We start from the raw sequence: 19,742 nt of genomic DNA, 5'->3' as shown, positions 1-19,742 counted from the left end.
TTATACAAGACTGATGCGTGACGATCTGCTAAACGGACAGCCGAATGTTTGATGAAAACTGACGGGGTCGGGCGCACCGCATGACGGAGCCACTCTACAAGATCGTGATCGGGACCGTGATCGACCGGATCGTTACGGGCGACCTGGTGCCGGGTGGCATGCTGCCGAGCGAGACCGACCTTGGTGCGGAGCTCGGCGTCAGCCAGGGGACCGCGCGCAAGGCGCTTGAGGAGCTGGAGCGGAGAGGGATCATCAAACGCCGGCAGGGCGTCGGAAGTTTCGTTTCCGTCCGGACCCCCGAGAATGCCCTTTTCCAGTTTTTCAGGCTGCGCAATCCGGATGGAACGCAGGCGGTTCCGGATCTGGCAGAGGAAACGGTGTCGTCGCGCCGGGCCAGCGCTGCCGAACGTGAGGCACTGACAGGCGCACCGGATGAGGTTTATGAAATTGTCCGGGTGCGGACGATTGACGGCGCCCGCCTGATCTTTGAAAGGTCAGTCGTTCCGGAGCTCTTGTTCCCGGGGCTCGCCCTCCGAGTGCCGCTGCCGAACGCGCTTTATGTGCTGTATCAGCACGCTTTTAGGATCGCGATCGTCCGCGCGGACGAATGTATCAAGGCCTGTGCGGCGGGCGATGAAGCTGCCGGTGCGCTCCGGGTTGATCCGGCCCGTGCCGTCATGCAGGTTGAGCGAAAAGCCTATGACATTGCCGATCGTTGCGTCGAGGTGCGATCAAGCATCTATCTGACCGACCATCATGCCTACGGCGTCTCTCTGACCTGACGCACGCTGCCTCCGAAGGTCAAGGGCCGGGGGAGAAGGTGTTTGTTGACCACAAGCTCTGCAGACAGACGAGATGGATGAAGCGCGGGACCCGGCGCTGGGTGCGGATGGCCGTTTTCAGGAAACCCGGAATATGGATTTCTGACTGGCGGTTATACAGAGGAAGCAGAAGGTAGAATTGGCGGAGGGGAAGAGATTCGAACTCTCGATACCAGTTTCCCAGTATAACGGTTTAGCAAACCGCCGCCTTCAGCCACTCGGCCACCCCTCCGCACGGAGTGAAACAGCAGGTAAGCCCGCTGCTCGACGTATGCAGCGCCTCTTCTATGCGGCGGCCTGCTGGCTGTCAATCAATGCGATTCATCGGAGCATGTTTTTTTCCGGGGCAGGCGGTCCGTGCATGGCCTGCACGGGAGGAAGGTCGCGGTTCTAAAGGGTTTTGCCGGCTTGCAGGATGATGTCGCTCGCCTTCTCGCCGACCATGATCGAGGGGGCATTGATGTTTCCTGACGTCACCGTCGGGAAGATGGAGGCATCGGCCACACGCAGAGTCTCCACACCATAGACGTTCAGCCCGGCATCGACGACGCAGGTCTGCGGGTCCGGGCCCATCATGCAGGTGCTGCTCGGATGGAAAACGCTGCCGCCCCTGGTCCGGATGTAGTCCAGCATGGCCTCGTCGCTGTCGACATGGGGGCCGGGGAAAAGTTCCTCCAGGACGATGTCCTTCATCGTCGGCGTGCTGGTGAGCTGGCGCAGGAATTTAAGCCCTTCCAGATTGTCCTGCAGGTCATGCTCTGTCGCCAGGTAATTGGGGTGAATTTCCGGCGCGGCCTCGGGATCGGTGGAGCGGAGACGCAGATAGCCGCGGCTGGTCGGACGGCAGGGAGAGATGCTCAGGATGAAGCCGGCAAAGGGGTCGGGATGCATCAGGGCGCGTTTGCCCGGCGGGCCCTTCAGGTAGCTCAATGGCGAGAAGTAGAGCTGCATGTTGGGCCGGTCGAGATCCGGACGGGTTTTGAAGAATCCGCCGCCCTGATTGAGGCTGAGGGACATCGGCCCGCGCCGTGCCGTGACATATTGCAGCCCGGCCCAGAGTTTCCCCCACCATGGCGTCAGCGTGTTGTTGAGTGTCGGCAGCCTGGATTTCAGCGTCTGGTCGACGATGTAGTGATCCTGCATGTTCCGCCCGACGCCGGGGCGGTCGACACGCGCGTCGATCCCGGCCGCCTTCAGGTCTGCCGCCGGGCCGATGCCGGAGCGCATCAGCAGCAGGGGGCTGCCGACCGCCCCGGCGGAGACGATCACCTCGGCATTTGCATGGGCGCGTTTCAGCGCTCCGCGGCATCTGTATTCGACGCCGGTCGCACGGGTTCCGTCGAACAGCAGGCGCTCGGCCATGGCGTGCTTCTCGACCCGCAAATTCGCCCGCCGCCGGGCGGGCCAGAGATAGGCGCGGGCGGCGGACATGCGCAGGCCGTCCCGGGTTGTCACATGATAGGTGCCGACACCTTCCTGGCTGGCGCCGTTGAAATCATCGTTGCGCGGCAGGCCGGCCTCTTCCCCGGCCTTGATATAGGCCTCGCAGAGCGGATGCAACTCGTCCTTCGGGGCACTGACATGGAGCGGGCCGGAGCTGCCGTGCCAGGGGCTTTCGCCCCATGCGTGGGACTCCATCCGGCGATAGACCGGCAGAATATCGTCCCAGCCCCAGCCGGGATTGCCCGCCTCGCGCCAGTCGTTGAAATCCTCGGCCTGACCGCGGATATAGACCATCGCGTTGATCGAGCTCGAACCGCCGATCACCTTGCCGCGCGGCCAATAGCTCTGGCGGTTTCCGGCAGTCGGCACCGGCTCGGTCATGTACATCCAGTTCACCGACGGATCGTAGAAGGACTTGCCGTAGCCGATGGGCACCTGGATCCAGAATTTCCGGTCATCCCCGCCCGCTTCCAGCAGCAGCACCCGGTGCCGGCCGTTTTCGCTGAGGCGCCCGGCAAGCGCACATCCCGCCGAGCCGGCGCCGACGATGATGTAATCAAACTGCTCTTCCAAGTCTCAAACCCTTACTGTCTTTGTCTTCCGACTGTCCCGGAAGATAGTGTCGAGAACATTTACCAGGACGTTGGTCCCCGCTTCCATATCGCTTGGTTGTACCCTGCTGGAACCAAGCACGCGGTCATTCAGGGTGAGGGGCGGTCACATATCGCCTGGATAGTGTCACCGCGATGCCGGCCCTGTCTGCTGCCTCCGCGACCAGTCTTTCGTCAAGATCGTCAGGCAGATGCGCAATCCTGTGCAGTCCGGCATCGGCCGGCTTCAGTTTCGGCAATCCCGCGAGATTCCGCTCGGCTACATGCTGGTGCCGACTTAAAACACTCGGTCGGCGTGGTCGATGCTCTTCAGGGTCGGGACCGGCTGCTCGCCATAATAATACGCACCGTCACAATCATCCTCGATGATCCAGGCTTCAGCCGCTCCCGCGGCTCGTCTTACCATCGCTGAACTTTCAACCGCCTGAGGTGCAGATATTACCCTATTGCCAAATTTGGTCTGGCGATTTGCCGATTAATGGACCTTAAATCTCAGCCAAATTGCCGGTCAAGATCAGTCATCACTCAGTCTCGGGCGGCGGCCAGTTTCCGGCATCGATCCAAACGCATGGGAAGCCACGGATGAAAATCACCAAGATCGAGACCTTCAGTACGGAGTTCGTTGGGTTCGTGCGGGTCAGCACGGAAGACGGCAGCGAAGGATGGGGACAGGTCTCGACCTATAATTCCGATATTTCCTCTCTCGTACTGCACAGGCAGGTGGCGCCTTACGCGCTCGGTTGGGATGCGTTCGATCTGAACGGGCTGGTCGATATCATTCCGGAGAAGGAGCACAAGTTCCCCGGCGCCTATCTCCGGCGGGCCATCGGCGGCGTCGATACCGCGCTCTGGGACCTCTACGGCAAGCGCGAGGGCAAGACGGTCTGCGAGCTGCTCGGCGGCACACCGCGGCCTCTCCGGGTCTATGGCTCGAGCATGCGACGGGATATCTCCCCGGCGGATGAAGTGGAGCGTCTGAAGAAGCTGCAGGACGAATGCGGCTACGATGCCTTCAAGATCCGGGTGGGCAGTGAATACGGGCATGATGTCGATGAATGGCCCGGCCGGACTGAAGAGATTATCACGGCCATGAGCGCGGCCTTCGGCGGCAAGGCAACCTTGCTGGCCGACGCCAACAGCTGTTTCACCCCGAAGCGCGCGATCGAGGTCGGCCGGATGCTGGAGGATAACGGCTTCTCCCATTACGAGGAGCCGTGCCCCTATTGGGAGCTGGACTGGACGAAGGAAGTTGCCGACGCGCTCGATATCGACGTGACCGGCGGAGAGCAGGATTGCGATCTGGCGACCTGGCGCCGCATGGCATCGATGGGGGCGGTCGATGTGCTGCAGCCCGACATCTGCTATCTCGGCGGGATTACCCGGACCATGCGGGTGGCGGAGCTGGCCAAGCGGTACGAGATGGCCTGTACGCCGCATTCGGCGAATCTTTCCCTTGTGACGGTTTTCACGCTGCACCTGATGGGGGCGATTGAGGCGGCCGGACCGTATGTCGAGTTTGCCATCGAAGGGCTTGATTACTATCCGTGGCAGAAAGGTCTTTATGACCCGTTCCCGATAGCCAGGGACGGCAAGGTTCACATACCCTCCGAGCCGGGCTGGGGCATTCAGGTCAGGCGCGATTGGCTGGAGAATGCGCACTATCAGTGCAGCGAGCTCGACAGCTGAAACGCGGACACGGAACCATGCAGAGCGATATCTTTACCGAGGATTTCAAGACAGAGCCCTATTGGTGGGAGAAATCCCCGAGGCCAAGGCTCAGGAAGACGGCGGTGCCGGAGAAAATCGATGTCGCCATTGTCGGGGCCGGTTACACCGGCCTCTCTGCGGCACTGGTGCTGGCCCGGGCGGGCCGGTCGGTTGTGGTGTTCGACGCGGAGGATGCCGGTTGGGGCTGCAGCACCCGTAATGGCGGGCAGATCAGCCGGTCGATCAAACCGGGTTATGAACAACTGACCCGGCGCTACGGTGCCGATACGGCGTTCGAGATCATCCGGGAAGGATCGCGCGCGCTTGAGTGGGTGACGGACTTTGTTGCATCGGAGAACATCCAGTGTGACTTCGCCGTTCCGGGCAAGTTTACCGGTGCGCACAATCAGGCCCAGTTTGAAGCCATGGCCCGGGCCGCCGACCACCAGCCCGAGGGTCTGGAAGAACCGCTTGAAGTGATTCCGCGGGCCGAGCAGCACCGCGAGTTGGGAACGGACGCCTATTACGGCGGCGTGGTGAACACCAGCACCGCCTCCCTCGATCCGGGGCTGTTTCACCAGGGGCTGCTTGAGCGCGCCCGCGCGGCCGGTGTGAGTGTGGTGACGCATTGTCCGGTTGCCGGGATCGAAGAAACGGCACCCGGCTTTCGCGTGAAGTTTCCCGGCGGTTCTGTCAGAGCCGGAAACGTGCTTGTCGCCACGAATGGCTATACGGGAGCGGAAGCGGGCTGGCAGCGCCGGCGCGTTATTCCGATCGGCAGCTATATTATCGCGACCGAGGCATTATCTCCGGACCTGATGGACCGGATCATGCCGACGAACCGGATGCTCGGGGACAGCCGCAAGGTTGTTTACTACTACCGTCCGTCGCCGGATCGCAGCCGAATCCTGTTCGGCGGGCGTGTGTCGGCCAGCGAAACCAACCCTCTCAAGAGCGCGCCCTTGCTGCGCCGGGACCTGATCGGTCTTTTCCCCGAACTGGAGAATGTCCGGATCAGCCATTCCTGGATGGGGTTCGTCGCCTATACCTTCGACACGCTGGCGCATGTCGGCACTCATGAAAACATTCACTATGCGATGGGATATTGCGGTTCCGGTGTCTCCATGTCGGGATATCTGGGAATGCGCGTGGCGCAAAAGATTCTGGGCCTGAAGGAAGGGCGCACCGGGTTCGACGGGATCAGCTTCCCGACCCGTCCGCTCTATACCGGACGGCCGTGGTTCCTCTCCGCATCCGTAGCGTTCTATCGATGGCGTGACAGCTTCAACCGATAGGCGGGAGACAGGTTTAGAATCGATTTTGGAAACAATTGGCCTGATCTATTATCGAGAATGGACCTGTTCTGAAGTCCAATCTGGGCGTTATGCCCGTCTCGGGCGGTGAGAGCCTCACGCCCGATCCCGATCCAGCTTTGCAGGAAGTCGCGCGACTGAAGTGCCGCACCGGCGTCTTTCGGCGACGGCAATCAGCGCCTAGGGTGACGGCAACATTGGTTCCGTTGCCGGAGTATTCTCCAAATGCCGCTGTTTCGCGGAGTGACCGCCGTCATGGCCGGCGCTCTGGGTGTCCTTGCCCTTTGCCTTGGCATGACCGCACTCGGCCGCGGGGCCGGGGAGAGCTATGCCGTTTTCCTGCTGCCTCTTTCCGGTGACCTCGGTTGGGACCGGTCTTCGGCAACATCGGTTTATTCCCTGTTCATGGCGGCGACGGGCTTCTTCGCGCCGCTGGCGGGGTATCTGTTCGACCGGTTTGGCGGGCGCCTTGTTTATGCAATCGGCCTCGGTGCACTCGCGATCGGCTATTTCGCCGCCGGATCCCTGTCGGAACTCTGGCAGTTCCAGGTCGCGATCGGGGGATTTTGCGGGTTCGGTGCCGCGCTGATCGGCCTCGCACCGGCCCAGGCCGTGGTCAGCCGCTGGTTCGACAAGGGCCTGGCAACGGCGCTCTCGATGACTTATGGCGGTCTCGGTATCGGCACCCTGATCATGGCGCCGCTGGCGGAATACCTGATCGCCCGCAATGGATGGCGGGATGCCTATGGCTGGTATGCCATCGTGTTCGCTGTGCTTTGCGTTTTCGTCCTGTTTCTGCCCTGGCAGCGCATCGCGGAGGGCGCACCGGGCAATCCGCGCCGCCACAAGGCGTCACTGGGGCGATCCGGGCCGACGCTGGTCAGTGCTCTCAAAACCATGGAATTTTGGGCATTCTTCGTCATATTTTTCGTCACGGCCGCCTCCATATATGGCGTCAGCCTGCAATCGGTCGCCTATCTGGTCAGTGGCGGGATGAGCGACCAGCAGGCGGCGTTCGCCTTCGGCACCGCCGGTATGCTGTCCTTCTTCGGGATGACGGCGACGGGAATGTTGGCGGACCGGTTCGGGCACCGGATCGTCGCGACAGCGAGCTATGGGCTCACCGTGGTCGCCATCGCGGCGCTGGCTCTGGTGCCTGCAGACAGCACCGGCATCCTGCTGGCCGTTTATATCGTCTGTTTCGGTCTGAGCATGGGGGCTCGCGGTCCGATCATTACCACACTGATGGCGCGGCGCTTTTCAGGATCGGGGATCGGCGCCATTCTCGGGGCAGCGAATTTCGGGCAGGGACTGGGAGCCGCGTTCGGCGCCTTTTCCTCCGGCTACCTGTTCGATCTGACGGGCGGATACAGCGCCGCTTTCATCAGCTGTACGCTGGCCGCCGTGATCGGTGCCGGCCTGTTCTGGACAGTCGGCACCGCATCCGATCCCAAGTGACAAGGCGGTTATTCTTGACGGACTTCCGCGAGGAATTCCTCGACCTGACGGTTCAGGGCCTGGATCTGCGTGCTCAGTTCCCGTGCCCGTCCGCTGACGGCATCCGCAGCGCTTCCTGAAACCTGGGCACTCGCATTCACACCCTCAATGTTGCGCGCGACATCATCGGCGCTGACGCTGGCTTCCTCGATATTGCGCGCGATTTCCTGTGTGGCGGAGGTTTGCTCTTCCATTGCGGCCGCGATACTGGCCGAAATCTCGCCCAGTTCCTCGATCACTTTGGAAACGGATTCCATGTTGGTCGACGCACTTTCCGTTTCATGCTGGATGGCAGCCACACGCTCGGAGACGCGCTCGGTTGCCTGCGCGGTCTGGGTCGCGAGATTCTTCACCTCGGAGGCAACGACGGCAAAGCCCTTGCCGGCATCGCCGGCCCGGGCAGCCTCGATGGTGGCGTTCAGCGCCAGCAGATTGGTCTGTTCCGCGATTTCCTGGATCAGCTGAACGACTTCGGTGATCTCGCCAACCGCCTTGCGCAGATTGCCCATCAGGGCAACAGATTGTTCGGCGCGCTGCGATGCGTCGTGTGATTTATCGTTCGAGACGGCGATCTGCCGGCTGATCTCCTGGATCGAGGAGGTCAGTTCCGATGTTGCGGCGGCCACTGTCTGGACATTGGCGCTGGCCTCGGTTGACGCGGCGGCAACGGCGGCAGCCTGATCGTGGGTTTGCGCGATGGCCTGGCTGACTTCTCCGGCGGAGCCTTCCATGGTGCCGCCGGCATCTGAGACGCGCTGGGCGATGGATTTGACAGAGCTTTCGAAATTGTCGGCCAGTTCCGCCATCTGACGGCGTTTTTCTTCCGCTGTGCGGCGCGTGGATTCCTCCTGCTCCCGCTCCATGCGCTTCATCTCCAACGCATTGTCCTTGAAGACCTGGACTGCGCGCGCCATTTCCGCGATTTCGTCCTTTCGCTCTGTCATCGGAATATCGCTGTCGAGATCGCCGCCGGCAAGACCGTTCATGGAACCCGTGATCGTGCCAATCGGTCTGACGATGCTGCGGGCGATCAGGAAGGAGAGAACGATGCCGATGGCCACACCAAGAGCGGTGCCGAGCAGGATCAATTGAACGGATTCTTCCTTCAGCTCCTTGAGGGAGGCGAGTTTATCGCTCTTGAAGATGGCGGTCCGCTCAACGCTCTGCGTTTCGAGTTCCTTCATCTCCGATTCGATCGAGGTCTGTTTCGCCAGAGCCTCGTCCACGGTATCGACGCGACCCCGAAAACTCTTGGCGGCTTTCGCGGCTCCAATGGCGATCTTCCCGAATTCTTCCGAAAGCGCTTTCTTGACGACAAGTGCTTTCGAGAAAATCAGGGCAACCTGGGCACCGATGATTTCTTTTCCGGCGGCGCGTTCCGCCTCGTCATGAGTTGCGATGTAGGCCAGGGTTTTGGCTGCCATGACGTCCGCCGCGACCACCATTTCAAGAGCGGCGACACGCGCGCTGACCGCATCCTTGCCGCGCTTTGATGCCTCTTGGTAGGCTGCATTTGCTTCACCCAGCGCCACGCCGCGGTCTTTCAGAATTGCACGTGCGGTCTGTGTCAGGGCGTTGCTTGTGTCATTCAGCTCTTTGAACAGCGACTCTGCTTGGGTGTCCCCCTCTTGCACGGCTTGCACCAAGGTGGAGAAGGTTTTCCGGTAGGTGCCGCTCAACTGGGCAATCTTCCCGGCCGCAGCTTCCGCCGGAGTACCCTTGGCCGATTTCCGCAGCGACAGCGCGTCAAGGAAGAGACGTTTCGTCCCGGCTTCCAGTTCGGTCCTGTTCCCATCGGTTCGCTCCAGCCGGTAGGCGGCTTCGGATGCCCGGATACCATTACTGTTGGCAAGCAGCGCGTTCGAGGCATTCATGATCGCGAGGCTGCTGTCACGCGCCGCTGTGGCGGCCTCCACGGCGGCCGAACTCGACTTAAAAGCATCGGCCGCAGCGGCGCTCAGTTGAGCTGCACTATCTTTGATGGCCTCCGCTTCGGAAGCCATAGCTGCGGTGATGGTAATGGTTTCGTTGTTGACCGTATGCAGCTCGTCAAGTTTTGCCTGATACGATTCAACTTCATTATTCAAGTCAGTAACGGCGGGGTCAGCATTGCCTTCGGAGAGAATAGTCGTGAGCGTCTCGTTGGTTTCCCGGGTCTGGGCGATTGCCTTATCGAAGAATCCCTCTTCGCGGCTTAGCTTATACAGACCGGCTTCGGAATTGGCGCTTCTGAAGGTGTCCACCGCGCCCAGTAGGTCGAGTGTCAGTGTGATGTCCCTGTCATATCGTGTAAGGCCGAAATACCCGACGAGGCCAACGCCACCTGCGATAATCAGTGTGACTGCGAACCCTGAAGCGATTCGAAACCCAATGCGCATGACAAGCTCCAACAAAGTTGATTGTACTAAAATTTTGGTAAAACAACGCTAGCAATGAGCACTTAATTTTGGGTTAACGCTGTTCCTCTTGGTCCGTTAATCATATTTTTACATGATTGGTGTTGGATGCTCCTGTGTTTTCTATGGAGGAGAAACCCATGAGACTGATCGTAAACGGACTTGCTGCCATTGCACTGGTTGTAACTTTTGCAGCGCAGGCACGGGCGAATGACTTCGAACCGCAGATCAAGGAGTTCTACAACAGCACCGTTAAAGCGTGGCTGACGGATCCGGCGGTAATCGAAGCCATCAAGGCGCAGAACGCGGAAACGTCCGGTTTTGATGCGGCGAAGATTGATGCTCTCGACAAGCAGTGGCGCGCCGAAGCAAAGGCGGGCAGCGGTGACCTCGTGAAAAAAGTCTCCGGCAATGCACTTTCCGCTTGGCTCACCAAGAAGAAAGAAGAAGCCGGCGGCAAGATCGCCGAAGCCTTCGTGATGGATGCGAAAGGCCTCAATGTCGGTATGAGCGACACAACGTCGGACTACATGCAGGGCGATGAAGGCAAGCACCAGAAGACATACGGCGCGGGTCCGGATGCGGTCTTTATCGACGAAGTTGAGTTCGACGAGAGTTCCGGTGCATTCCAGTCCCAGCTGTCAGCGACCATCAGTGACGGCGGAAAGCCGATCGGGGCAATCACCGTTGGCGTCAATGTCGAAAAGCTCTGATGCTTTGACAAGACAGCATACCTGATCTGAGAGGCCGCCTTCGGGCGGCCTTTTCTGTTCTGTCAGTCAGTTCTGTGTTTCAGCGGGTTCATGACCGGGTGCCTGTCGGCCACCTTGAATCCGAGCGCATCTTCCGCGATCAGGATGCGCTGCACGTTCGGAGTCCCTTCACCGACGGTCAGCATATTGATATAGGCGGACAGCGTGCTGATCGGATATTCCTCCGTGAGGGCATAGGCGGCAAATGTGTCCTTGGCTGTCTGTGCGGCTTTCTGGGCAACATTCGAGGCGAGATATTTCGCCCGCGCAGCGGCCCGGGTTGACCGTTCTCCCTGATCCATCAGCCAGGCCATGCGCCGCATCATCAAGCGGGCCGCGTCGATGCCCACGGCAACATCGGCGATCGGATGCTGGACCATCTGGTACTCGCCGATCCGTTTCCCGCCGACTTCCCGTTCCCGGGCGTAGCGCACGGTTTCGTCGAAACAGGCCTGGGCCAGACCCACGAGACGACCGGAGACCGTCAGCCGGCCGTATTCCAGGGCATTCAGCGCGACCTTCAGGCCGTCACCCTCCCGGCCCAGCAGATTTTCCGCCGGCACCCGGAAATCCTCCAGGAAGATCTCGCAGGAACGCAGGCAATTGGAGAGCGGCCGCATCTCGATCGGCCGCGCGGTGAAACCGGGCGCACTCTTGGGCTCGACAATGAAGGCTGAGATGCCGCGCTTGCCGGCGGCCGGATCGGTTTTCGCGAACAGCACGCCGACATCCGCGGCATTGGAGAAGGTGATCCAGATCTTGGACCCGTTCAGGACGTAACTGTCACCGTCGCGCCGGGCGACGGTCCGCATGGCACCGCCCGGATCCGACCCCCCGCCGGGCTCGGTCAGGGCGAACATGCCGATCTTCCGCCCGGAAATCAGTTCCGGGACAAAATGCCGGGCCTGTTCCTCTGTGCCCCAGTTGAAGATGGTGAAGGGACAGGTCATGGCCTGCATGTTCATGGCGTAGCCAAAGCCGGGCGAAAGGCGTGATATCTCCTCGGAAATGGTTCCGACAGCCGCGAACCCCATGGCGGTCCCGCCCATCTCCTCGGGGAAAGCGGCGCCGAACAGGCCGGCATCGCCCATAGCCCGGATGATTTCGTAGGGAAAGTCGCCGGAGGCCTCGAACGCGGCAATCTTGGGTTCTATCTCCGTCTCATAGAGACGCCTGACCGTATCGCGCACAGCCTCGATAATTGGATCCTCGGTGAAATCCATCCTGTTTGCCCCCTATGGCGTTATTGTTATGTCTGCTGGCATCATGCCGCTCCGGGCTCTTTCGGCCATGGCTTGGTAGGCACGTTCAAGCGCGTGCGTATAGGCTCCCATATCGAACAGGGGCGCTGTCCTGACGGCGCGCTTCAGGTGGGTGCAGAGCGCTGCCATGCGCCGTGGTGACTGCGCCAGCGCGATGGCAATCTCCGCCTGCTCATCCGGAGAACCTGCGACCAGGTCGGGCATTCCGGCGGCATGAAGCAATGAGGCGCCGACGCGGGAGGCGAAGGTCTCCCCCGCAATTGTGACAAGCGGCAGGCCGCACCAGAGCGCATCAGCACCGGTCGTGTGTGCATTGAACCAGCTATTGTCGAGATAAAGATCTGCGAGCGGGAGTCTTGCGAGGTGATCCTTGTTGTTCAGCTTTTCGGCGAAAACAATACGCTCCGGTGCCACCCCATGGTGCCGGGCGGAGGAGAGCAGGTTCGTCCTGTGAGTGTCGCCGTGATCGAGCATCCAGAGAACGCTTTCCGGGACCTCCCGCAAGCAGCGCATCCAGGAGGCAAAGGCGTCAGCGGCGATCTTGTTCTGACTGTGAAAACCAAGGAAGACGAACGCCTTTTCCGGCAAACCGGCGCTCGACCGGTTCGGAATAGGTGAAATCGGTCGAGCGCCATCGAACGGCATATAGCAATGGGGCAGGCGGACAATCCGCTCACCATAGCCAGATTGCGCCGATTCCGGAATGAGTCTGGCATCCCCAATGATGTAGTCGTGTAACCTGCCGCAGGTTCCCGGGAAGCCGAAATAATTCACGCAGATTGGTGCCGGATCATGCCGTGCTACGGCGAGCGGAGCCTGGGACAGAAAGCCATCGAGATCCGATAGGATATCCACGCCATCCCTTCTGAGGCGCTCCGCTTGCCGGGCGCCGTCCAAGTTGGAAAGACTGACGATCTCGATGCCACAATCGTGGAATGCGTCGTTGCACATCGTCTCTCCGGCTGGATTCGGCGCAATATAGAGGGTGACCCGGAATTTCGTCCGGTCATGCCGCCGGAACAGTTCCGGCAAGGCAAGGGCGAGAGCGTGCTCCTTCAGATAACTGCCAATATAGCCGATATGCAGCGGCTTGTCGGGAGGAGACAGCCGCGTGGCGATATTGCTGCACGGGCCCCGTTCACCGCCGGCCTTGATGGCAGCGTCCAGCTGATCCTGCAGGATGGCGAAGGGGTGGAACAGCGTAATCGGATGGCCCGGCACCCCGGTTGTTCGCGCAAGGATATGAAGGCTCCGGTCGAGCAGGCAATCCTGATCATCCAAGAGGCCGGCCCATCGTGTCTCGATGACGAGCCCATGCATGGCTTCTGAGTAATCCGGTCTGAGGAGCAGGGCGCGTCTGGAATGATCTAGGGCAGCCGTGAACCGAAGGTCCACCCGTTCTTCCTGTGCATGTTTGTGATGGGCCACACTCAGCATCGCCCAAGACAGCGGCGCTTGCGGGTTGGCTGTTATCCCCCGCTTTGCGAAACTGAAAATATCGGCCCCGTCACCGGAACACTGAGCCAGGTTCGCCCACGCACTTGCACGTTCGGGCGACAGCAGCAGAGCTCTGCGGATTCGATCTGTAGCCCGCCGCGGCTGCCCGGCCTCCGCGTCCATCAATCCCGCAAAATGCAGTGCCTGAGCCACTTCGGCGGCATCTGTACTTGATCGAGCGACAGCCTCCGCAGTTCTTGCTGCTTCAGCAGTCTGGCCGCGGCCAAACGCGGCCTTTGCCTGGGCAAGTGTCGGGCGCTTGGAGGCGGGCGTCATGAACCCCGGTTGTCCTCCAGGATCATTGCCGAGGCTTTCTCGCCGATCATCATGGCCGGCGCATTGGTGTTGCCGGAGACCACGGTCGGCATGATCGCGCAGTCGGCGACCCGCAAGCCGGCAATGCCGTGGACCCGCAACCGGGCATCGACCACGGCTTTAGAGTCGGAGCCCATGCGGCAGGTGCTGGTTGGATGGAAGATGGTGCCGCCTTTCTCGCGGGCATAGGCCAGCAGGCCTTCATCGTCCGTCCGGTCGAGGCCCGGTTCGTACTCGTTCTTGAGATACTTGCTGAAGGCCGGGGACTGGGAAATCTTCCGGCTCAGTCTCATGCCGTCGATGATTGTCCGCCGGTCTCCCTCGGTCGAGAGGTAGTTCGGCTTGATACTCGGATAGTCGCGCGGGTTGCCGGATTTCACCATGATGGTGCCGCGGCTTTCCGGACGGAGCTGGCAGATCGACGATGTGACGCCGGGGAAGGGGTGCAGTAGCTGTCCCGGCTTATCCGCGCTGAACGGGATGAAATGGAACTGGATATCCGGTGTTTCCAGCTCAGCGCGAGTCTTGGTGAAAACGTAAACCTGACCGGCGCTGACGGTCAGCGGTCCGCTTCGGGTCAGGGCATATTGCAGGCCCATGGCGATCCGTTTCAACGGATTGCCGACATCGGTGTTGAGGGACTCAAGGCCGTCCAGCTCATAGATTGCCCGGACCTGGAAATGGTCCTGCAGATCGTCACCGACCCCGGGCAGGTCATGCTGCACCGGGATGCCGACGCTGCGCAGATGATCTGCCGGGCCGATACCCGAGAGCTGCAGCAATTGCGGGGAATTGATGGCGCCGCCGCACAGCACGATCTCGCGGGTGGCTTCCGCTCTGTATTCGATGCCGTCGCGCAGATAGGTAATCCCGCTTGCGCGTCCGTCCTTCAGCTCCAGCTTGGATGCCAGGGCGCGGGTTTCGATGCGCAGGTTCTTCCGGCTTTTCACCGGGTTCAGATAGGCAACGGCGGCGCTGCAGCGGCGGCCGTTACGGCTGGTTGTCTGGTAATACCCGGCGCCGTCCTGCACCGCGCCGTTATAATCCTCGTTGCGCGGAATGCCGACTTCCGCGCAGGCTTCGAGGAAGGCTTCGCAGACCGGCCGCCGGTCGGCGATGTCGGAGACCGAAAGCGGGCCGTCGCCGCCACGCAGCTCATTGCCGCCGCGCTCGTAGCTTTCGGATTTCTTGAAGAAGGGAAGCACGTCATCCCAGCCCCAGCCCTCGTTGCCGAGCTGGCGCCAGTGATCGTAATCCTGATGCTGGCCGCGGACATAGAGCAGACCGTTGATCGAGCTGGAGCCGCCAAGCACCCGGCCGCGCGGCCAGACCATCACCCGGTCGTTCACGCCAGCATCGGGTTCTGTTTCGTAACCCCATGAAATATCGGGGTGATACATGGTCCGGTAATAGCCGACCGGAATATGGATCCAGGGATTGCGGTCCTTGCCGCCGGCTTCCAGCAGCAGGACCCGGTTCTTCGGGTCCGCTGACAGCCGGTTGGCGACGACGCAGCCCGCCGAGCCCGCGCCGACCACGATATAGTCGTAAATGTCGCTCACCCCGTTACTCCCTTGCTCTCTTAGTCACGTCTTTTGCGGGGAGAATATGCGCCCGGTCGCGGGGCGTCGATGGGTTTGGGCCCGCCTGCATGGGAAACGATGTCATGACGGGTTGCCGCTTTATTCCGGCCACTGTTCGCGTAGGATGCGGGAAACATTCTGGGAGGAATGACAATGGATGCCATCCGGCTCGACCTTGAAGGGTTGGCTGCACGGGTGAGTGACGGTGCGAAAATCGCCTTGCCGCCGGATTACTCCTACTGCGCCATGGCGCTGGTGCGTGCCATCATTGCCCGCAATGTCCGGGATCTTCATCTGGTCGGTGTCCCCGCCCTTGGTTTTCAGGCGGATCAGCTGATAGGCGCCGGGTGCGTCAGCACCGTGGAGACGGCGGCGGTTACGCTCGGCGAGTTCGGCTTGGCGCCGCGTTTCAGTGCCACCATCAAGGCCGCCAGCATCCGCATGCTGGACGCGACCTGCCCGGCGATCCATGCGGGCCTGCAGGCGTCCGAAAAGGGCGTGCCCTTCATGCCGCTGCGCGGCGTGATCGGCTCCGACGTCGAAAAGCGCCGGGATGACTGGGTGATCGGCCAGAATCCCTTCGCCGAGGACGACCCGATCCTGATGGTCAAGGCGATCCAGCCCGACTTCGCGGTGTTTCACGCTCCCCTGGCGGACAGGTTCGGCAATGTCTGGGTCGGTGTCCGGCGTGAGCTGATGCTGATGGCGCACGCGGCAAAATCCAGCCTGGTCACGGCCGAGAAAATCGTCGACGGGAACCTGCTGGACGATCCTGTGCGCGCCGCGGGGACGATCCCGGGGCTCTATGTCGGTGCCATTGCGGAAGCGGAGCAGGGCGCCTGGCCGCTCGGCATTCCGGGCGGTTATGACGCGGACCAGGACGAGCTGGCGCGCTATGTCGATATGGCGCGCACCGAAGAAGGCTTTGCCGCCTATATGGCCGGCATCAAGGCCGTGGCGGCGGAGTAGAATCGTGACGACAACAAGTGACGGCGTGCGCGCCGAGGAAATCCTGATCGCCTCTATCGCCGACATGCTGGACGGGCTTGGCCATATCGCGGTTGGCGCGTCTTCTCCGGTTCCCGGAGCGGCCGCGATGCTGGCGCGGGCGCGGCATCCGGACAGGACCCGGGTTTCTGTGCTTGGCAGCGAGGCGAATAACTTCTTCACCGATGGCGGCAAGGAGCTGTTCGATTGCGCCGGGCAGGGCCGTATCGATGCGTTTTTCCTCGGGGGCGCGCAGATCGACGGGCAGGCGAATATCAACCTTGTCTCTGTCGGCGATCCGGACAAGCCGAAGGTGCGGTTTCCGGGCTCCTTCGGCTCCTCCTACATGTATTTCACCGTGCCCCGCGTGATCCTGTTCCGTCTGGAACACACGCCGCGCACTTTGGTGGAAAAGGTCGACTTCATCAGTGCACCGGGAACCTCCGAGCCGAATATCTACCGGCCGGGCGGACCCTACGCCCTGATCACCGACCGCTGCCTTTTTCAGTTCGACCGTGCAAAAGGCCGCTTCAGCCTGGCGAGCGTCCATCCGGGGCATACGGTCGAGGAGATCCGGGAGCAGACCGGGTTCGATTATGACGAGCCGGCCGACGTTCCCGAGACACGGCTACCGGATGCCAAAACCCTTGAGATCATCCGGGGGCCGGTTGCCGCCCAGATCGCTGAAATCTATCCGGGCTTCGCGGCCGAGGTATTCGGGATAGAGAAGGCAGCCTGACAACAGACCCGGCATCACCGGGTTCCCAAATTGACCGGATCGCATTTGACCGGTTCCAGCCTTGAGAATTGAGGAGTTACGGAATGAGTGGCACTGCGGCATCTGCCGGCGCGCTCCAGGGGATCAAGATCATCGATTGCACGCGGGTGCTCGGCGGTCCGTACTGCACCCAGATGCTTGGGGATCACGGCGCGGAGATCATCAAGATAGAACCGCCGCAGGGCGACGAGGTGCGGGACTGGGGCCCTCCGTTCCATGAAGGCGATGCCTCCTATTTCATCGGCGTGAACCGGAACAAGAAGTCCCTCGGACTCGACCTTTCGAAGGAAGAGGGCAAGCAGGTGCTGCTGCGCCTGCTCGAGGACGCGGATGTGCTGGTCGAGAACTACAAGCCCGGCTCGATGGAGAAATGGGGCCTCGGCTATGAGGATGTGCTGAAGGAGAAATTCCCGAAGCTGGTGCATTGCCGGATTTCCGGTTTCGGCTCCGACGGTCCCTATGGCGGCTTTCCGGGCTATGACGGCATCATCCAGGCCATGACCGGCTGGTTCTCCGTCAACGGTTCTTCACCGTCCGAGCAGACCCGTGTCGGCATTCCGATGGTCGATATGGGAACCGGCCTCTATGCCGCGAACGCGATCATGATGGCGCTGTTTGAGCGGCACAGCTCCGGCCTTGGCCAATATGTGGACATGACGTTGTACGATTGCGGCCTGTCGCTGATGCATCCGCACGTCGCCAATTACGAGCTGTCGGGCAAGGTGCCGGGGATCACCGGCAACCAGCATCCGAATATCAGCCCCTACGATAAGTTCTCGACCCAGACCGGGGACATCTTTGTCGCGGGCGGGAACGATCGGGCCTGGAAGCGCATGACGGCGGAGCTCGGCAAACCGGAACTCGGCACCGATCCGCGGTTTGCCAGCAATGCTGACCGGGTAACGAACCGGGACGCCCTCAGGGCGGAGCTTGAGGTTCTGCTGCAGGACAAGGACGGCAACGAGATCTGTGACCGGTTGCTGCGGGCTGGTGTGCCTGTCGGGCCGATCCGGAACACGGCGGATGTCATGGAGCATGAGCATACAAAGCACCGGGACATGGCGGTCGAGCTGGATTGGTACAAGTCATGGGGCATCCCGGTGAAGCTTTCCCGCACACCCGGTTCGGTGAAATCGGTGCCGCCGAAATTCGGCGAGCATGGCCGCGCCATTCTTGCCGAACATGGCTTCAGCGAAGCGGAAATCCAGGCTCTCGCCGATCAGGACGTGCTGGTCGAGACGCGCCGCAAAGGGCAGTAGCTGGGTATAACGGATTGGGCGCGCCTGCCTTGCCCGGAGCGGCGGCGCACCCAATTTCTGCATCGGAGCAATGACGGAGAGTCTGATGGACAAGATCAAGAAAACCGATGCCGAGTGGCGGGCGCAGCTCACCGATGAGCAATATCAGGTGACGCGCAAGCACGGGACGGAGCGTCCTTTTACGGGCAAGTATGCCGAAACCACGGACCCGGGGACCTATACCTGCGTCTGCTGCGGTGAGCCGTTGTTTGAAAGCGAGACGAAGTTCGACGCCGGGTGCGGCTGGCCGAGCTTCTATCAGCCGATCGAGGGAGCGAATATCGAAAGCACGACGGATCGCAGCCACTTCATGGTCCGGACCGAGGTGCATTGCGCGAAGTGCGAAGCCCATCTCGGGCATGTGTTCCCGGACGGGCCGCAGCCAACCGGCTTGCGCTACTGCATCAATTCGGCGTCGCTCGATTTGCAGAAGAAGGACGGATAAACGTTTCGTGAAACGGGTAAAAATACCCGTGAAACAGATAATTATAAAAAATAACTAAAGTGACGGGTGAGGAAATGCCGAAGATTGCGATTCTGGACGATTATGCGAATGTATCCCTGCGCATGGCGGAATGGGGAAGCTTGCCGGAGGGGTATGAGCCGGTCGTCTTCACCGACAATCTGGTGGAGCACGATGCGCTCGTCGACCGCTTGAAGGATTTCGAGATCGTCTGCGCCATGCGGGAACGGACGCCGTTTCCGGCCGAGATCTTCCAGCGTCTGCCGAACCTGAAACTGTTCGTGACCAGCGGCATGCGGAACAACGCTGTCGATTTCGCGGCGGCGCGGGCCTGCGGCATTCCGGTCTGCGGCACGGCGACCAGCGGGAACACCACGAAGGAACATACCTGGGCCATGCTGATGGCGCTGGCCCGGCAGGTCGCGCATGACGACCGGATGATGCGGGAAGGCAAGTGGCAGACCCGCATCGGTGTCGATTTGATGGGCCGGACGTTGGGTGTTATCGGGCTCGGGAAGCTTGGCAGTCAGGTGTCTGGGGTTGCGAAGGTATTCGGCATGGATGTCGTCGCCTGGTCTCCGAACCTGACTGAGGAACGATGTGCGGAAGTTGGCGTGCGTAAAGCGGATAGCAAGGAAGATCTGCTGCGGCAGGCTGACATTGTCACGATCCATGTTGTGCTCAGCGATCGGTCCAAAGGGCTGATTGATGCCGCGGCGCTGGCGGAGATGAAGCCGACGGCGCTGCTGGTGAATACCGCGCGCGGCCCGATCGTCGACGAGGATGCGCTGATCGATGCGCTGAAAAACAACCGCATCGCCGGTGCCGCCGTGGACGTTTTCGAGCCGGAACCGCTTCCGGCGGATCATCCGATCCGCACGCTCGACAACATCCTGCTCACGCCTCACATGGGCTACGTGACCGAGGAAACCTATCGGCTGTTTTACGGCGAGATGGTCGAGGATATAAAAGCCTGGCACGCGGGAGAGCTCATCCGCGTCCTGAACTGAGCCGCAAAG

Annotated in this window: 15 protein-coding genes and 1 tRNA gene; 10 read left to right on the top strand and 6 right to left on the bottom strand. The window is 61.2% G+C overall.

Going from position 1 to position 19,742, the window contains the following annotated elements:
* Window positions 1-80: 80 nt before the first annotated feature.
* Window positions 81-782 carry a GntR family transcriptional regulator gene (locus RH950_RS13590; RefSeq protein WP_350057616.1) on the top strand — a complete coding sequence of 234 codons (702 nt, stop codon included), beginning with the start codon at window positions 81-83 and terminating at the stop codon, window positions 780-782.
* A gap of 179 nt (window positions 783-961) precedes the next feature.
* Here the strand turns inward: RH950_RS13590 and RH950_RS13585 are convergent.
* A tRNA-Ser gene (locus RH950_RS13585) sits at window positions 962-1,053 on the bottom strand.
* A gap of 158 nt (window positions 1,054-1,211) precedes the next feature.
* Window positions 1,212-2,837, bottom strand: a complete 1,626-nt coding sequence (locus RH950_RS13580) for a GMC family oxidoreductase (protein ID WP_350057614.1) — start codon at window positions 2,835-2,837, stop codon at window positions 1,212-1,214.
* Window positions 2,838-3,457: 620 nt separating this feature from the next.
* On the opposite strand from RH950_RS13580, the gene RH950_RS13575 reads away from it, so the two are divergent.
* From RH950_RS13575 to RH950_RS13565, 3 genes are all read left to right on the top strand, one after another.
* Window positions 3,458-4,561, top strand: a complete 1,104-nt coding sequence (locus RH950_RS13575; protein WP_350057612.1) for a mandelate racemase/muconate lactonizing enzyme family protein — start codon at window positions 3,458-3,460, stop codon at window positions 4,559-4,561.
* Window positions 4,562-4,578: 17 nt separating this feature from the next.
* A complete protein-coding gene (locus tag RH950_RS13570; protein WP_350057610.1) occupies window positions 4,579-5,877 on the top strand; it encodes an NAD(P)/FAD-dependent oxidoreductase in 1,299 nt (432 codons plus the stop codon).
* 243 nt (window positions 5,878-6,120) lie between these two features.
* Window positions 6,121-7,353: an MFS transporter gene (locus RH950_RS13565; RefSeq protein ID WP_350057608.1), complete on the top strand. Its 1,233-nt coding sequence runs from the start codon at window positions 6,121-6,123 to the stop codon at window positions 7,351-7,353.
* An 8-nt stretch (window positions 7,354-7,361) separates the two neighbouring features.
* Here RH950_RS13565 and RH950_RS13560 read toward each other — a convergent pair whose 3' ends face one another.
* Entirely contained in the window at window positions 7,362-9,770 is a 2,409-nt protein-coding gene (locus RH950_RS13560) for a methyl-accepting chemotaxis protein (RefSeq protein ID WP_350057606.1), read from the bottom strand.
* Between the two features lie 158 nt (window positions 9,771-9,928).
* On the opposite strand from RH950_RS13560, the gene RH950_RS13555 reads away from it, so the two are divergent.
* Entirely contained in the window at window positions 9,929-10,501 is a 573-nt protein-coding gene (locus RH950_RS13555) for a hypothetical protein (RefSeq protein WP_350057604.1), read from the top strand.
* A gap of 62 nt (window positions 10,502-10,563) precedes the next feature.
* On the opposite strand, the gene RH950_RS13550 is transcribed toward RH950_RS13555, so the two are convergent.
* The 3 genes from RH950_RS13550 to RH950_RS13540 all read right to left on the bottom strand — a co-directional run bounded on the left by RH950_RS13550 (window position 10,564) and on the right by RH950_RS13540 (window position 15,176).
* Window positions 10,564-11,763 carry an acyl-CoA dehydrogenase family protein gene (locus RH950_RS13550; protein WP_350057602.1) on the bottom strand — a complete coding sequence of 400 codons (1,200 nt, stop codon included), beginning with the start codon at window positions 11,761-11,763 and terminating at the stop codon, window positions 10,564-10,566.
* Window positions 11,764-11,775: 12 nt separating this feature from the next.
* Window positions 11,776-13,122 carry an O-linked N-acetylglucosamine transferase, SPINDLY family protein gene (locus tag RH950_RS13545; protein WP_350057600.1) on the bottom strand — a complete coding sequence of 449 codons (1,347 nt, stop codon included), beginning with the start codon at window positions 13,120-13,122 and terminating at the stop codon, window positions 11,776-11,778.
* A 449-nt stretch (window positions 13,123-13,571) separates the two neighbouring features.
* On the bottom strand, window positions 13,572-15,176 hold the full coding sequence (locus RH950_RS13540; RefSeq protein ID WP_350057598.1) for a GMC family oxidoreductase: 1,605 nt from the start codon (window positions 15,174-15,176) through the stop codon (window positions 13,572-13,574).
* A gap of 174 nt (window positions 15,177-15,350) precedes the next feature.
* On the opposite strand from RH950_RS13540, the gene RH950_RS13535 reads away from it, so the two are divergent.
* The 5 genes from RH950_RS13535 to RH950_RS13515 all read left to right on the top strand — a co-directional run bounded on the left by RH950_RS13535 (window position 15,351) and on the right by RH950_RS13515 (window position 19,733).
* Window positions 15,351-16,166, top strand: coding sequence for a CoA transferase subunit A (locus RH950_RS13535; protein ID WP_350057596.1), 816 nt, complete (start codon window positions 15,351-15,353; stop codon window positions 16,164-16,166).
* A 4-nt stretch (window positions 16,167-16,170) separates the two neighbouring features.
* Window positions 16,171-16,923: a CoA-transferase gene (locus RH950_RS13530; protein ID WP_350057594.1), complete on the top strand. Its 753-nt coding sequence runs from the start codon at window positions 16,171-16,173 to the stop codon at window positions 16,921-16,923.
* An 83-nt stretch (window positions 16,924-17,006) separates the two neighbouring features.
* The gene (locus RH950_RS13525; RefSeq protein ID WP_350057592.1) at window positions 17,007-18,221 is read left to right on the top strand and encodes a CaiB/BaiF CoA transferase family protein; all 1,215 of its coding nucleotides are present in this window, start codon (window positions 17,007-17,009) and stop codon (window positions 18,219-18,221) included.
* An 85-nt stretch (window positions 18,222-18,306) separates the two neighbouring features.
* Window positions 18,307-18,705, top strand: a complete 399-nt coding sequence (gene msrB, locus RH950_RS13520; RefSeq protein WP_350057590.1) for a peptide-methionine (R)-S-oxide reductase MsrB — start codon at window positions 18,307-18,309, stop codon at window positions 18,703-18,705.
* A gap of 74 nt (window positions 18,706-18,779) precedes the next feature.
* Window positions 18,780-19,733 carry a D-2-hydroxyacid dehydrogenase family protein gene (locus RH950_RS13515; RefSeq protein WP_350057588.1) on the top strand — a complete coding sequence of 318 codons (954 nt, stop codon included), beginning with the start codon at window positions 18,780-18,782 and terminating at the stop codon, window positions 19,731-19,733.
* Window positions 19,734-19,742 lie beyond the last annotated feature (9 nt).

Origin of the sequence: Nisaea sp., from assembly GCF_040217065.1 — a bacterium.
Taxonomy (GTDB): Bacteria; Pseudomonadota; Alphaproteobacteria; order Thalassobaculales; family Thalassobaculaceae; genus Nisaea.
Note: the sequence above shows the minus strand (reverse complement) of the source record. Positions and strands in the feature narration are given on the sequence as shown.